Raw genomic sequence first — 14037 nt, 5'->3', positions numbered from 1 at the left:
TCACTGCCCTCCTTGGGTGCGAAGGTAGACATAGGCGAGGATTAGAACCACCGCGACGAACTGAAGCAAAAGCCGCAGGCGCATCAGTTTGTTCGAGTATTTGCGGCTGGTCTCACCGCCTTTGCCATAGCTTCCCAGGCCAAGTAGCAGCGCAACAACCACAGCAGCCATGGCAGCAACTGCCAGGATAAAGAGCGGGTCACCCATTATGTTTTCCTTCGCGTTTTCCTGCCGCATGGATAGCCATTGCTGCAGCGATTGGCGACAGTAAATAGGCTAGCGTAGCCGCATGAGGATGCGGTCAATTGCCCGAGTGGAGAGAATTCGTTTGAGAATACCAGCGACTCGGGTCGGTGTGGTCACATAGTAGCGCGGTCTTGGGCGTAGTGATTCGCTGGCGTGGATTAGTTTTGCGGTCACCGCCGAGGCGGGCAGTTCAAAATGATCCGGTCCTTTGTTTTCCGCATAGAGGCGTTTGAGCAAGGTTTTCTCATAAAGTGGCCTTAGAGCGGAAGATTTCCAGTCGATGTAGCGCTCAAAATGGGGGATTGCATTTTCTCTGAACTTGGAGGTGATCGGGCCAGGTTCAATCAGCACCACCTTGATATCCGTATCTCCCAGCTCCACCCGCAGAGTATCAGAAAGGCCTTCCAGAGCAAATTTGGTCGCCACATAGGCACCGCGCCAAGGAAAGGAGACAAATCCTAGGATAGATGAGTTCTGAATGATCCTTCCATGCCCCTGGGCCCGCATCACCGGCACCACCTGGCGGGTCAAATCATGCCAACCAAAGAGATTGCTTTCAAAGATTGCACGCAACCCATCTGTTGCCAGGTCTTCCACGGCACCCGGCAGGCCTATGGCGCCATTGTTGAAAAGGACGTCCAAGGTGCCGCCCGTGGCCTTCAGAACTTCGGTCAGGCCTGTGGTGATGCTCTCTGTGTCGCAATAGTCTATTCGGGGGCTCTCAAAACCCTCCTTGTGGAGGCGCTCACAGTCCTTTTGTTGACGGCAAGAGGCAAAGACACGCCAGCCCCGGGCCTTCATGGCACGCGCCGCATCTAGGCCAATCCCCGAGGAGCAGCCTGTAATCAGAATGGATTTTTGCATAGAAAAGGCCCCTGTTTCAGATCATTGGGGCCCTGCGCCCAATGACCTTATGAGCTTTTCCGGCTCACGAGGGAAGCGGCAACCCAACCGATTTTATCACCCTTGCGGGCGCGCAGGTGCAGCCAACCGGTACCGCTGTCATCAATGACCTGAACTTCGTCCCCGTTGAGCAGTCGGGCAATAACGGGGTAAATGGTTCCCGGACCCTGCCGCATGTTGACCCGGCTTGCACGGATGCGTCGGATATCAAGGGCTTCTTCCGCTGCCAGGTCGGCAGTTTCTGCTTCGGTGGAAGCGACCTCTATATGATCAGCCCTTTGTTGGGTTTCCCGTTCGTTTTCCAGCTGAGCAGTGATCGCAACCAGACCACCAGAGATGAAGTCCGCTTGATTTGATCCTTGGGCGCTACTGGTAGTGCCTGTCGCAGCAAAGGCGCTGGCGCTTGAACCAAGATCGCCCCCTGCCGATACAATTTGCGAGAGGGCAACGGCCTGCCTCCGTTGCGGGTCGGCTGCGGGGCGTTCTATGCGCGGAGAAGGGGGGCGAGGTTGCAAAACCGTGGGTGCAACCAAGGAGGCGGCCCTTTGACGAGCGGCCTGTTGTAAACGTTCTGTCTGAACCTGTGCTGGTGGCTGGACCTTGTCGGAGGACACTTGATTGCCTGTGTTTTGCGCCAATGTGTCATTTGGCCGATTTGGTGGCGCAAAGCTGCTTCCGCCGCTGAGCTCGTAAAAGCCCCACCCCAGAAAAGCAAAAGACAAAAAGATGAAACGTGACATGGCAGGTCCCCCCAGACCCATGACTATAACTGTCTTCGGTAAAGATCTTCTGAAATGGAATTTGTTCGATATCCGCGCGTTTGAACTCTTTTTTAGGCGAATTGGGGAAGTGAAGGAAAGGGGAGAAAGCCCCTTTGCCTCCCCCGGGGGCTAAGGTTGTGCCAGGGGATCTGGCACACTCAGGGCAAGGATGAGGTGAAAGGAGGTGTCCGAGAACCTGCATGGAAGAGCTGCTGCGGAAAAATGCTCCCGCCGTTTTGGGTCAGCGCTTTACCGCAGGGGATAGGAACAGTATCACCAGTTTATGAACGACCTCATCGATGATCCCGACAGCGTCAAGCCACAAGATGGCGAAATCCTAGAACCGTTGCGCCGCGCCATTGGCGAGCGCTACCTGACCTATGCGCTCAGCACGATCATGCATCGGGCTCTGCCGGATGCGCGCGACGGGCTGAAGCCGGTTCATCGGCGAATCCTTTATGCGATGAACCGGTTGCGGCTGTCGTCAAATGGCGGTTTTTTGAAATCAGCCAAGATTTCTGGTGATACCATGGGGGATTTCCACCCCCACGGTGATGCCGCGATCTATGATGCCATGGCGCGTCTGGCGCAGGACTTTAACGTCCGCTATCCGCTGGTCGACGGTCAGGGTAACTTTGGCAATATCGATGGCGATAATCCGGCGGCCTCGCGCTATACAGAAGCGCGGATGACCTTTGTTGCAGAGGCAATGCTCGAAGGCCTCAGCGAGGATGCGGTTGATTTTCGCGACAATTACGATGGCCGCCTAACCGAACCAGCGGTTCTGCCCGCGACTTTTCCAAATATTTTGGCCAATGGCGCGGCCGGTATTGCGGTGGGCATGGCCACCAATATCCCGCCCCATAATATCGCCGAGCTGATAGATGCCTGTGTCCATCTGATCAAGACGCCGGATGCGCGTGATGATACGCTGTTGAACTATGTACCGGGCCCGGATTTCCCAACCGGCGGTATCATTGTCGAACCCAAAGAGAATATCGCCAAAGCCTATAGCACGGGTCGTGGTTCCTTCCGTTTGCGCGCCAAGCACGAGGTCGAGGACCTGGGCCGGGGACAGTGGCAAATCGTTGTCACAGAGATCCCCTATCAGGTTCAGAAGTCCAAGCTCATTGAGAAGATCGCGGAACTGATCCAGACCAAGAAGGTACCAATTCTCGCAGATGTTCGCGATGAAAGCGCCGAAGACATCCGCATCATCCTGGAGCCCAAATCCAAAAACGTCGATCCCGATGTTCTGATGAACATGATGTTCCGCAACTCGGATCTGGAAACCCGCTTTAGCCTCAATATGAATGTATTGATCGACGGTGTGACGCCCAAGGTCTGCTCGATGAAAGAGGTGCTGCGTGCCTTCCTCGATCATCGCCGCGATGTCTTGCAGCGCCGTTCGCGCCACCGCATGGCCAAGATCGACCATCGGTTAGAAGTGCTTGAAGGCTTTATCATTGCCTTCCTCAATTTGGACCGGGTGATCGATATTATCCGTTATGATGAGGATCCCAAAGCCGCCTTGATGCGAGAGGACTGGGGGCAGGATCATCCCCGTGCTTTCAGTGAGGCTGAGTATGTCTCTCCGGCCAAAGGCACAGGTGAGCTGTCAGAGGTCCAGGCCGAAGCCATCCTCAACATGCGCCTGCGGTCCTTGCGCAAGCTGGAAGAGATCGAACTGACCCGCGAACGCGATGCCCTGCGTGAAGAGCGCGCTGGGCTGGTCGAGCTATTGGGTTCCGAAGAGTTGCAATGGACCCGCATCACCGAACAGCTGCGTGAGACTAAGAAGCAATTTGGCAAGGATTACGAAGGGGGCGCCCGCCGCACCCTCTTTGCCGAGGCGGGTGAGGTCGAAGAGGTGCCACTGGAGGCGATGATCGACAAGGAACCGATCACAGTGGTCTGCAGTCAGATGGGCTGGGTCCGCGCCATGACCGGCCATATCGATCTGAGCCGCGAGTTGAAGTTCAAGGACGGTGACGGCCCCCGCTTTATCTTCCATGCGGAGACTACGGACCGATTGTTGGTCTTCGGCTCAAATGGTCGCTTTTACACCCTGTCTGCGGCTAACCTGCCGGGCGGTCGTGGCATGGGAGAACCGGTGCGGCTGATGGTAGACCTACCGAATGAGGCTGAAATCGTGGATCTGCTGATCCACAACCCCGAAGGCCGTCTGCTGGTTGCCTCTGATGCGGGTAATGGCTTTATTTGCGCGGAGAAAGAAATCGTCGCCCAGACCCGGAGCGGTAAGCAGGTGCTGAACGTCAAAGACGATGATCGCGCCAAAATCTGTATTCCGGTGCAGGGTGACCATGTGGCCGTAGTCTCTGAGAATGGCAAGTTTCTGGTTTTCTCGGTGGAAGAGATGCCAGAGCTTTCCCGAGGCAAGGGCGTGCGTCTACAAAAATACAATATGGCGCGCGGCAAACAGGGGTCTCTGGAATTGGATGGCGGCCTCAGCGATGTTACTACCTTCAACTGGGATGATGGTCTCACCTGGGAAATGGGCGGTGGTAAAACCCGCCATGAAACCGATCTGGGCCAGTGGTTGGGCAAACGTGCAGGCGTTGGTAAGCGACCGCCCTATGGCTTCCCTCGCAATTACAAATTCACATAAGGATTTGCGGCAGTTTTCAGCTGCAACCTGTGACCCCTGCGCCACCGATGTGCGCAGGGCTGCGCTCTGACCGGTTTACCGCTAGCAATTCTCCTGTCTATTTGGACCGCAAATCATTTTGCTTACGAGGTCTCTTATGAAACGAATCTTTGCTCTTCTGACCTCTTTGGTCCTGCTGGTCTCCTGTGGCGAAACCCAGCTCAATGAGGCGCCAGAAGATCTGGGTGATTTCAATATGCGTGTCTCCTTTGTCTATACCGACAAGGCACGGCAATGGCCGCTTTCCCGCGATGCGGAAACTTCCGAATGGAATGCGCCAATTGAAAAGGCTCTGGAGGCGCGACTCGGTCGCTACAAAGGGGAGGGGCAATATGACGTGGCCGTCACCCTTGAGGGCTTTCTCCTGGCGACCGGCGGCATTCCCGTTTTGGTCAACCCCAAGAGCGCAGCCGTGGTGAATGTCTTTGTCTATGACGTAAGCACCAAAAGCTACCTTGTCAAAAAGCACCAGATGGAAATTTTCGAAAGCACCACCGGTGAGAGCGCGTTGCTTGGCTCTGGCTATAGCCGCACCAAGGAAGAGCAGATCGACGGGTTGGCACTGAACATTGTAGATGCGCTGGAAGAGTATATGGCTGAACAGCACAAGGAAAATGGCTGGTTCGATAACGCGGCAAAGGCTGAGGCTTCGGAAGCTGTAGCTGAGTAGAAAAAGCCTCATTGCTATGGCGAATTCAGCGCGGTGACTTCAGGAACGGCTTGATTTTCATCTTCAAACCAAATATGCCGCGCGCGCAGAGGAAACTTGGGCCGGGTGACGGTCCTCTATTTCAAAAGGGCGCCTAGAGAATGGCTAAGGAAAAGTTTGAACGCACGAAGCCGCACGTCAACATCGGCACCATCGGCCACGTTGACCACGGTAAAACCACGCTGACCGCAGCGATCACCAAGTACTTTGGTGACTTCAAAGCCTACGACCAGATCGACGGCGCGCCTGAAGAGAAAGCCCGCGGCATCACCATCTCGACCGCACACGTCGAGTATGAAACCGAAGGCCGTCACTACGCACACGTTGACTGCCCCGGCCACGCCGACTACGTGAAAAACATGATCACCGGTGCTGCTCAGATGGACGGCGCGATCCTGGTTGTGAACGCCGCTGACGGCCCAATGCCTCAGACCCGTGAGCACATCCTCTTGGGCCGCCAGGTTGGCATCCCGAAGATGGTCGTCTTCATGAACAAAGTTGACCAGGTTGACGACGAAGAGCTGCTGGAACTCGTTGAGATGGAAATCCGCGAGCTGCTGTCTTCCTACGACTACCCCGGCGACGATATCCCAATCGTTGCAGGTTCCGCTCTGGCGGCGATGGAAGGCAACAAGCCAGAAATCGGCGAAGAGAAGATCAAAGAGCTGATGGCGGCTGTTGACGAGTACATCGACACCCCTGAGCGCGCTGTTGACCAGCCCTTCCTGATGCCGATCGAAGACGTGTTCTCGATCTCCGGCCGTGGTACTGTTGTGACCGGTCGTGTTGAGCGCGGCGTGATCAACGTTGGCGACTCGATCGAAATCGTTGGTATCCGTGACACCTCCACCACCACCTGCACCGGTGTGGAAATGTTCCGCAAGCTGCTGGACCGCGGTGAAGCGGGCGACAACATCGGCGCCCTGCTGCGCGGTGTTGACCGTGACGGCGTTGAGCGTGGCCAGGTTCTGTGTAAGCCAGGTTCCGTGAAGCCGCACACCAAGTTCGAAGCTGAGGCCTATATCCTCACCAAAGAAGAAGGTGGTCGTCACACCCCGTTCTTCGCGAACTACCGTCCGCAGTTCTACTTCCGCACCACCGACGTCACCGGCACCGTTGAGCTGCCTGCTGGCACCGAGATGGTGATGCCTGGCGACAACCTGAAGTTCAACGTTGAACTGATTGCCCCGATCGCCATGGAGCAGGGCCTGCGCTTCGCGATCCGCGAAGGTGGCCGCACCGTCGGCGCCGGTGTTGTGTCGAAGATCACCGAGTAATTCGCACGCGCGAATGATCAGACGGAAAGGGCGCCCCTCGGGCGCCCTTTTTTGTTTGAATTCAGTGATCCCGAGACGCACGCACAAAAAATTTGCCCAAAATCACTGAGTAAGACGGCTTTGCCGCCCGGTGATCTTCTGCGAAAGGGCCTCCCCCGGGAGGCCCTTTTTCTATGGCGCCAAAGAAAGTTGGGTTCAATTCTGTTCACCTGGCTGCCGCGCCAGCGGCAGGCACGCGCCTGCCCGCCCCACGGCGGGAGCGTTCCGCCCCCGCCCGGGTAGCCGCTCACCGTCTAAAGCCGGCGGAGACGAATAGTTTCAAACACGCAAGAGACCGAAAGGAGCAGCAATCGGCCAGGGGTCGGAGGCCGTCTCGTAAAAGTTCCAGTGGAGCTTTTGAGGCCGCAGGGAGCGATAGCTCCGGGTGCGATGTTTATCGCGCCCGCCCGTATTACCGGAGGCAAACCTTTGGCTTGATGCTGGCCGGGCGCGGCCCGAACGCCGAGCGCCCGGGCGGGAAGAAAATCAAAATCCTTTGCGTAGTCGAGCAGGTGTTGAAGGCCCCCAGGAGGGGGCCGCTATAATAACTTTACGCGCACCGGATTTTGAGTAGTTTAGCTTTCGGTTTCACTTCCTGTTTTGGCTTGAGGCAATGAGCAGATCAAAAACACTGGAACAGCTTGAAGGCTGCAATTGGCCTGATCCTGAGTTCGCTTCTCACCTCGTTCTGACGTGCCACCGGCTGAAAAAGAAACCGCTAAACGACTTCACGGTCGAAGACTTGAGGATCATGATCAGTCAGAAGTTCAGTTTGGAGTTTCTCTTGCCCATCGCCCTGGAACGCCTGAAGGAGAACCCGCTGTGCAGTGGCGATTTCTTCGAAGGTGATTTACTTCAGGCGGTGCTGAAAGTGCCTGCTGATGAGAGTGCAAAGCTTGCATTTGGGGATGCATTTTCTCAGGTTGTTTGTTCCGCCAGGCAACGCTCAGATGAACTTACTCCTGAACTTCAAAAACTCCTTGAGGCTTATTCGGATCAGCCGCCTCAAGAACTTTTGTAGAGCTCACCGCTTTGGTGCGGGCAGTCACCAAAGACCTAAACCCGCCGCTCTCCCCAAAGGCAACCGTTTCGGTGCGAAACCCCTTGTCACATGGGTGTTTCAGGCGTATAGGGCGCGAGTTCGCTGTTGCGAATGGAGGCGGGGTGATTCCCGCCTTTTGGGTTCGATGAGGGTTCGCGGTGGTCGCTGGCCCTCCTCTCAACCTCAACGCCTAGATAAAGGCTGACTGATGCAAAGCCAAAATATCCGTATTCGGCTGAAGGCATTTGACTATCGTGTACTGGACGCCAGCACACAAGAGATCGTCAACACTGCCAAACGGACCGGTGCTACCGTACGTGGCCCGATCCCGCTGCCCAACAAAATCGAGAAATTCACCGTTCTGCGTGGCCCCCACGTTGACAAGAAATCTCGTGACCAGTTCGAGATCCGTACGCACAAGCGTATGCTCGACATCGTTGATCCGACCCCCCAGACCGTTGACGCGCTGATGAAGCTCGACCTCGCGGCTGGCGTGGACGTCGAGATCAAGCTGCAGTCATAAGATCGGAGGGTATTGATTATGCGCTCTGGTATTATCGCAAAAAAAGTCGGCATGACCCGTCTGTTCATGGAAGATGGTCAACAGATCCCTGTGACCGTTCTTCACCTGGATGGCCTGCAGGTCGTGTCTCAGCGCACCGAAGACAAGGACGGCTACACCGCTGTTCAGCTGGGTGCAGGCTCCGCCAAGGTTAAGCGCGTCTCCAAGGCGATGCGTGGTCACTTTGCGGCCTCCAAAGTAGAGCCCAAGCGTAAGCTCGTGGAATTCCGCGTGCCTGCCGACGCTCTGATCGAAGTGGGCGCGGAAATCTCCGCCGAGCACTTCCTAGAAGGCCAGAAAGTGGACGTGACCGGCACCTCCATCGGTAAAGGTTTTGCCGGTGCGATGAAGCGTCACAACTTCGGTGGTCTGCGCGCTTCTCACGGTGTTTCGATCTCGCACCGTTCGCACGGTTCGACCGGTCAGTGTCAGGATCCCGGCAAGGTTTTCAAAGGCAAGAAAATGGCCGGTCACATGGGTGCTGCCCGTGTAACCACCCAGAACCTGGAAGTGGTGAAAACCGACGCCGAGCGCGGCCTGGTCTTCATCAAAGGCGCCGTTCCCGGCCCGAAATCCGGTTGGGTTACCGTCAAGGATGCCGTGAAAAAGAAAGCCCCTGAGGGTCTGCCTTTCCCGGCCGCTCTGAAAACTGCGGAAGCTTCCGCGGAAGGTGGTGAAGCATGAAACTTGACGTGATCAAACTCGACGGCGGCAAGGCTGGCGACATCGAGCTCAGCGAAGACCTCTTTGGTCTGGAGCCCCGTGCCGACATCCTGCACCGCTTGGTCCGCTGGCAGCGCAACAACGCGCAGGCTGGTACCCACAAGGTCAAGACCCGTTCGGAAACCTCCTATTCGACCAAGAAGATCTATCGCCAAAAAGGCACCGGTGGCGCACGTCACGGTGACCGTAACGCGCCGATCTTCCGTAAAGGTGGTATCTACAAGGGCCCGACCCCTCGTTCGCACGGCCACGATCTGACCAAGAAATTCCGCAAGCTGGGTCTGCGCCATGCGCTGTCCGCCAAAGCCAAAGCGGGTGAACTGGTTGTGATCGAGGATGCAGCATCCGAAGGCAAGACCGCAGCTCTGGCAAAACAGGTCAAGGACCTGGGCTGGAAACGCGCGCTGGTCATCGACGGTGCTTCCGTGAACGAAGACTTCCTGAAAGCGTCGCGCAACATTGAAGGTCTGGATATCCTGCCGACAATGGGTGCAAACGTTTATGACATCCTCAAGCGTGACACCCTGGTGATCACCAAAGCAGGTGTCGAAGCACTGGAGGCTCGCCTGAAATGAGCGCGAAAGCTGAACACTACGATGTGATCCGCAAGCCGATCATCACCGAGAAAACCACCATGGCGTCCGAAAACGGCGCGGTGGTGTTCGAAGTGGCGATCGACAGCAACAAACCCCAGATCAAAGAAGCCGTTGAGAGCCTCTTTGGTGTGAAGGTCAAAGCGGTCAACACCACCATCACCAAGGGTAAGGTCAAGCGTTTCCGCGGCCAGATGGGCAAGCGTAAAGACGTGAAAAAAGCCTATGTCACCCTGGAAGAAGGCAACACCATCGACGTGTCCACCGGACTCTGAGATCAGCCTTTTTGACAAGACTGAGAGGCCCTCGCTGCAAAGCGGGGGCCTTTTTCGTTGTGGTAGCGCTTGTATCCTAAGGGTGGTGCCCGACACCTGGGTGGGCGTGAAGAATCACCCCATGGGGGGAGGCTTGGCTGCGACCAACTGCGTCGGCGCCGTCCCGCCCCATGGAGCGGCGCATTGTTGCAGTTGTTCCCAGCGGTCGATTTGCTGGTCTCACTGCTTGCTCAGGACGAAGTAATAGTTTCCGAATATGGGGCTCACCTCGTATAAGCTAAGTTGCAGAGAATGGCCGTTGTAAACAATCTCTGCGACCTGATCTGAGATTGGGACCGCTGCAAAAGCCGAATAGAGCGCTTGGCGAATTTCTTCTGGTTTCAGCCGACTGTCCAAATCAGCAGAGATTGCAAATTCGAACGAGTGTTCGGTCTCGCGATTGAGTTGAATATCTACAAGTGACAAGTCCTCGGAATAAAGACTGTATCCCCCTTCGAAATGAGACTCCACCTCGAAGCCATTGTTTTCGGCATTTTCGATTATTGCCTTTGCATCCGGTGCGTATGCTAACCCAATCGCTTCCAGTGCTTCAATGAGTGTGCCGAACTTGGATTGCGGACCCAATAGGGCAGCTCGTTCTTGAGCCGAGAGTGAGTCTTCGAGGCTCAGGTTGCGTTCGACGTATAGCGCGACCATCGGGGTATCGCGTGCGAGGCGGTGAAGTGACGAAAAAAGGCTGAGATTCATCCCTGTTGCTCCGTATTCTTTGGAGTTCCAGAACTGTCCTTCCGCCAAATTTGCCGCGATCTCATTGGGCGCGAGTGATAGGTATGAAAGTGCCTCTTTAGTTACATCTTTAAGGTTGGGGCGTTCGTTGACAACTGAAATAAGCAATGCACGTGTTTCTGTCGTGTCTGGTAGCAAGAGCGCACAGTTTTGGACCGTACCAAACTCGTCTATCTGGTAGCTATAAGCGTAGGCTGTCTCGGGTTTTGCCATCAACGTTTCCTGCATCCCGCTTTCGTCGGAAAAGACGATGTTGTTGGATGCGATAAAGCCGAGTTCCTTCAGCGCTGCAGGAGCGGTTCGTAGGGCATCTATGTTTTCCAGGCAATGAGTTGTGAAAATTTCGACAGCGGGATCGAAAGACATATTTGTGTCTGCTCTCGTTACTGATGGTTGAAAAACTAGTATTGCGCAAAAAGTCGTAATGAGAAATTTCATTTAGGTTCACTCCAAAGCTGGTTTTCGAATTTGGATTTAGCAATGATGCTGATGCGACTATAGGGGAGCTCGACTTCAGGAAAAGGCCTTTGGTTGTGTTTAATGACAAGCATTCGCTCGATGAAAAGGAAAATACTTTTGGAGTAACAGACCCCCCATTGCCACCTCCCCCCGACTCTGCTACACGCCATCCATCCTGTAGACCCCGGATTCGCTCCGGGGTCGTTACGTTTGTCAGGATGTATCACTTGGGGACCTTCGGGGCCCTATATCCCAGGCACCTACGGGGGCCTTAAACATAGCTGGGCCAAAGACAACAACCTAAGGCTCGGCACGCTAAACGGAAGACAGAAAGCATGGCACTTAAGTCGTATAAGCCGACGACGCCGGGCCAGCGTGGGCTGGTTCTGATCGACCGTTCGGAGCTTTGGAAAGGGCGTCCGGTCAAATCTCTCACTGAGGGTCTGACCAAATCGGGCGGCCGGAACAACACCGGACGGATCACTTCTCGCCGCCGTGGTGGTGGCGCAAAGCGTCTTTACCGGATCGTTGACTTCAAACGGAATAAATTTGATGTCGCCGCGACCGTCGAGCGCATTGAATATGACCCTAACCGGACTGCCTTCATCGCCTTGGTGAAGTACGAGGACGGCGAGCAGGCCTATATCCTGGCCCCTCAGCGTCTGGCAGTTGGTGACAAGGTCATCGCCTCCGCAAAGGCAGACATCAAACCTGGTAACGCAATGCCCTTCTCCGGCATGCCGATCGGTACCATCGTTCACAACATCGAAATGAAGCCAGGCAAAGGCGGCCAAATCGCCCGTGCAGCTGGTACCTATGCTCAGTTCGTTGGTCGTGATGGTGGCTACGCTCAGATCCGCCTCTCCTCGGGCGAATTGCGTTTGGTTCGTCAGGAATGCATGGCCACCGTTGGTGCCGTCAGCAACCCCGACAACTCCAACCAGAACTACGGTAAAGCAGGCCGCATGCGCCACAAGGGCAAACGTCCTTCGGTTCGTGGTGTGGTTATGAACCCGATCGATCACCCCCACGGCGGTGGTGAAGGCCGGACCTCCGGTGGTCGTCACCCGGTGACACCATGGGGTAAGCCGACCAAGGGTAAGCGGACCCGCAACACCAACAAAGCGTCGCAGAAGCTGATCATCCGCTCGCGCCACGCCAAGAAGAAGGGACGTTAATTCATGTCTCGCTCTGTATGGAAAGGCCCTTTTGTCGACAGCTATGTGCTTAAGAAAGCCGAAGCTGCGCGCGAATCCGGCCGCAATGAAGTGATCAAGATCTGGTCGCGCCGTTCCACCATTCTGCCCCAGTTTGTGGGTCTGACTTTTGGTGTGTACAACGGTCACAAACACATCCCCGTCAACGTCTCGGAAGACATGATTGGTCAGAAGTTTGGTGAATACTCGCCAACTCGTACCTATTATGGTCACGCCGCTGACAAAAAAGCGAAGCGGAAGTAAGTCATGGGTAAGGTACAAAATCCCCGCCGCGTGGCAGACAACGAAGCAATGGCGAAAACGCGCATGCTCCGGACCTCCCCGCAGAAGCTGAACCTGGTTGCGCAAATGATCCGCGGCAAGAAAGTTGAGAAGGCTCTGACCGACCTGACTTTCTCCAACAAGCGTATCGCGCAGGACGTGAAGAAATGCCTTCAGTCCGCAATTGCCAATGCCGAAAACAACCACAACCTGGACGTCGACGAGCTGATCGTTGCCGAAGCCTGGGTTGGCAAGAACATGACCATGAAGCGCGGTCGCCCGCGTGCCCGTGGTCGTTTCGGCAAAATCCTGAAGCCGTTCGCTGAGATCACCATCAAGGTGCGTCAAGTTGAGGAGCAAGCCTAATGGGACATAAAGTCAATCCGGTCGGCATGCGCCTGCAGGTGAACCGCACCTGGGACAGCCGTTGGTACGCAGACACCAAGGATTTCGGTGACCTTCTTCTGGAAGACATCCGTATCCGCGACTTCATCAAGACCGAGTGCAAGCAGGCTGGCGTTGCCCGCGTGATCATTGAGCGTCCTCACAAGAAATGCCGTGTGACCATTCACACTGCACGTCCGGGCGTGATCATCGGCAAGAAAGGCGCTGACATCGAAGTTCTGCGCAAGAAACTGGCGGCAATGACCGACAGCGAATTGCATCTGAACATCGTTGAAGTGCGCAAGCCAGAGCTCGACGCTCAGCTGGTTGGCGAGTCGATCGCTCAGCAGCTGGAACGCCGTGTTTCCTTCCGTCGCGCGATGAAGCGTGCCGTTCAGAACGCTATGCGCATGGGCGCCCTGGGTATCCGGGTGAACGTTGCAGGCCGTCTGGGTGGCGCTGAAATCGCCCGTACCGAATGGTACCGCGAAGGTCGTGTGCCTCTGCACACTCTGCGCGCCGACATCGATTACGCTCACTCCGAAGCGATGACTCCCTATGGGATCATCGGGATCAAAACCTGGATCTTCAAAGGCGAGATCATGGAACACGATCCTCAGGCACGTGACCGTAAAGCACAGGAACTCCAGGACGGCCCTGCACCTCGTGGTGCTGGTGGCGGTCGTCGCTAAGGAGAGAGTGATATGCTTCAGCCAAAGCGTACTAAATTCCGCAAGATGCACAAAGGCCGGATCAAGGGCGAAGCCAAAGGCGGCTCTGATCTGAACTTTGGCACCTACGGCCTCAAAGCAACTACCCCTGAGCGCGTCACCGCGCGTCAGATCGAAGCTGCCCGCCGTGCCATGACCCGTCACATGAAGCGTCAAGGCCGTGTTTGGATCCGCATCTTCCCTGACACCCCGGTGACCTCCAAGCCCGTCGAAGTTCGTATGGGTAAAGGTAAGGGGTCCGTGGACTACTGGGCCTGCAAAGTGAAGCCTGGCCGCGTTATGTTCGAAATCGACGGCGTCAATGACGACATCGCCCGCGAGGCCCTGCGTCTGGCCGCGATGAAGCTGCCGGTCAAGACCCGCGTTGTGGTGCGCGAAGACTGGTAAGTCTTTCGACCCTT

The 14037-nt window shown here is 55.9% G+C and carries 17 protein-coding genes; 13 read left to right on the top strand and 4 right to left on the bottom strand.

All coding sequences use genetic code 11. The annotated features are described in order from the left end of the window. The 3 genes from RSK20926_RS13720 to RSK20926_RS13710 all read right to left on the bottom strand — a co-directional run bounded on the left by RSK20926_RS13720 (position 1) and on the right by RSK20926_RS13710 (position 1889). Positions 1-207 (bottom strand): twin transmembrane helix small protein, encoded by a 207-nt coding sequence (locus RSK20926_RS13720; RefSeq protein WP_037255155.1) that lies wholly within the window; start codon positions 205-207, stop codon positions 1-3. A gap of 69 nt (positions 208-276) precedes the next feature. Then, entirely contained in the window at positions 277-1110 is an 834-nt protein-coding gene (locus RSK20926_RS13715) for an SDR family NAD(P)-dependent oxidoreductase (RefSeq protein WP_008207566.1), read from the bottom strand. A 47-nt stretch (positions 1111-1157) separates the two neighbouring features. Beyond that, on the bottom strand, positions 1158-1889 hold the full coding sequence (locus RSK20926_RS13710) for an SH3 domain-containing protein (protein WP_037255197.1): 732 nt from the start codon (positions 1887-1889) through the stop codon (positions 1158-1160). Positions 1890-2193: 304 nt separating this feature from the next. Here RSK20926_RS13710 and RSK20926_RS13705 point away from each other — a divergent pair, with 304 nt between their 5' ends. From RSK20926_RS13705 to RSK20926_RS13665, 8 genes are all read left to right on the top strand, one after another. Next, positions 2194-4539, top strand: coding sequence for a DNA topoisomerase IV subunit A (locus tag RSK20926_RS13705; protein ID WP_008207562.1), 2346 nt, complete (start codon positions 2194-2196; stop codon positions 4537-4539). 136 nt (positions 4540-4675) lie between these two features. Further along, entirely contained in the window at positions 4676-5248 is a 573-nt protein-coding gene (locus RSK20926_RS13700; RefSeq protein ID WP_008207560.1) for a hypothetical protein, read from the top strand. A 140-nt stretch (positions 5249-5388) separates the two neighbouring features. Further along, the gene (gene tuf, locus RSK20926_RS13695) at positions 5389-6564 is read left to right on the top strand and encodes an elongation factor Tu (RefSeq protein WP_008204012.1); all 1176 of its coding nucleotides are present in this window, start codon (positions 5389-5391) and stop codon (positions 6562-6564) included. A 652-nt stretch (positions 6565-7216) separates the two neighbouring features. Then, positions 7217-7624, top strand: a complete 408-nt coding sequence (locus RSK20926_RS13685) for a contact-dependent growth inhibition system immunity protein (RefSeq protein ID WP_008207556.1) — start codon at positions 7217-7219, stop codon at positions 7622-7624. A gap of 229 nt (positions 7625-7853) precedes the next feature. Next, positions 7854-8168 (top strand): 30S ribosomal protein S10, encoded by a 315-nt coding sequence (gene rpsJ, locus RSK20926_RS13680; RefSeq protein ID WP_008207555.1) that lies wholly within the window; start codon positions 7854-7856, stop codon positions 8166-8168. Positions 8169-8186: 18 nt separating this feature from the next. After that, positions 8187-8891 carry a 50S ribosomal protein L3 gene (gene rplC / locus RSK20926_RS13675; RefSeq protein WP_008207553.1) on the top strand — a complete coding sequence of 235 codons (705 nt, stop codon included), beginning with the start codon at positions 8187-8189 and terminating at the stop codon, positions 8889-8891. Then, complete coding sequence (gene rplD, locus RSK20926_RS13670) at positions 8888-9505, top strand: 50S ribosomal protein L4 (RefSeq protein WP_008207552.1); 618 nt, start codon at positions 8888-8890, stop codon at positions 9503-9505. Before rplC ends, rplD begins: the two co-directional genes overlap by 4 nt. Further along, entirely contained in the window at positions 9502-9798 is a 297-nt protein-coding gene (locus tag RSK20926_RS13665; RefSeq protein WP_008207551.1) for a 50S ribosomal protein L23, read from the top strand. Before rplD ends, RSK20926_RS13665 begins: the two co-directional genes overlap by 4 nt. A 219-nt stretch (positions 9799-10017) precedes the next feature. On the opposite strand, the gene RSK20926_RS13660 is transcribed toward RSK20926_RS13665, so the two are convergent. Continuing rightward, a complete protein-coding gene (locus RSK20926_RS13660; protein ID WP_232281903.1) occupies positions 10018-11022 on the bottom strand; it encodes a hypothetical protein in 1005 nt (334 codons plus the stop codon). A 356-nt stretch (positions 11023-11378) separates the two neighbouring features. Here RSK20926_RS13660 and rplB point away from each other — a divergent pair, with 356 nt between their 5' ends. Genes rplB through rplP form a run of 5 tightly spaced genes read left to right on the top strand, consistent with a single transcriptional unit; the run spans position 11379 to position 14023 of the window. Next, a complete protein-coding gene (gene rplB / locus RSK20926_RS13655) occupies positions 11379-12221 on the top strand; it encodes a 50S ribosomal protein L2 (RefSeq protein ID WP_008207548.1) in 843 nt (280 codons plus the stop codon). Positions 12222-12224: 3 nt separating this feature from the next. Continuing rightward, positions 12225-12503, top strand: coding sequence for a 30S ribosomal protein S19 (gene rpsS / locus RSK20926_RS13650; protein WP_008207545.1), 279 nt, complete (start codon positions 12225-12227; stop codon positions 12501-12503). Positions 12504-12506: 3 nt separating this feature from the next. Continuing rightward, positions 12507-12887 (top strand): 50S ribosomal protein L22, encoded by a 381-nt coding sequence (gene rplV, locus RSK20926_RS13645; protein ID WP_008207544.1) that lies wholly within the window; start codon positions 12507-12509, stop codon positions 12885-12887. After that, the gene (gene rpsC / locus RSK20926_RS13640; protein WP_008207543.1) at positions 12887-13597 is read left to right on the top strand and encodes a 30S ribosomal protein S3; all 711 of its coding nucleotides are present in this window, start codon (positions 12887-12889) and stop codon (positions 13595-13597) included. Before rplV ends, rpsC begins: the two co-directional genes overlap by 1 nt. Positions 13598-13609: 12 nt before the next feature. Next, entirely contained in the window at positions 13610-14023 is a 414-nt protein-coding gene (rplP, locus tag RSK20926_RS13635; RefSeq protein WP_008207541.1) for a 50S ribosomal protein L16, read from the top strand. Positions 14024-14037: the final 14 nt, after the last annotated feature.

The sequence above is a fragment of the Roseobacter sp. SK209-2-6 genome (genome assembly GCF_000169455.1).
Lineage (GTDB): Bacteria > Pseudomonadota > Alphaproteobacteria > Rhodobacterales > Rhodobacteraceae > Pseudophaeobacter.
This window is presented reverse-complemented; position numbering and strand designations above follow the sequence as displayed.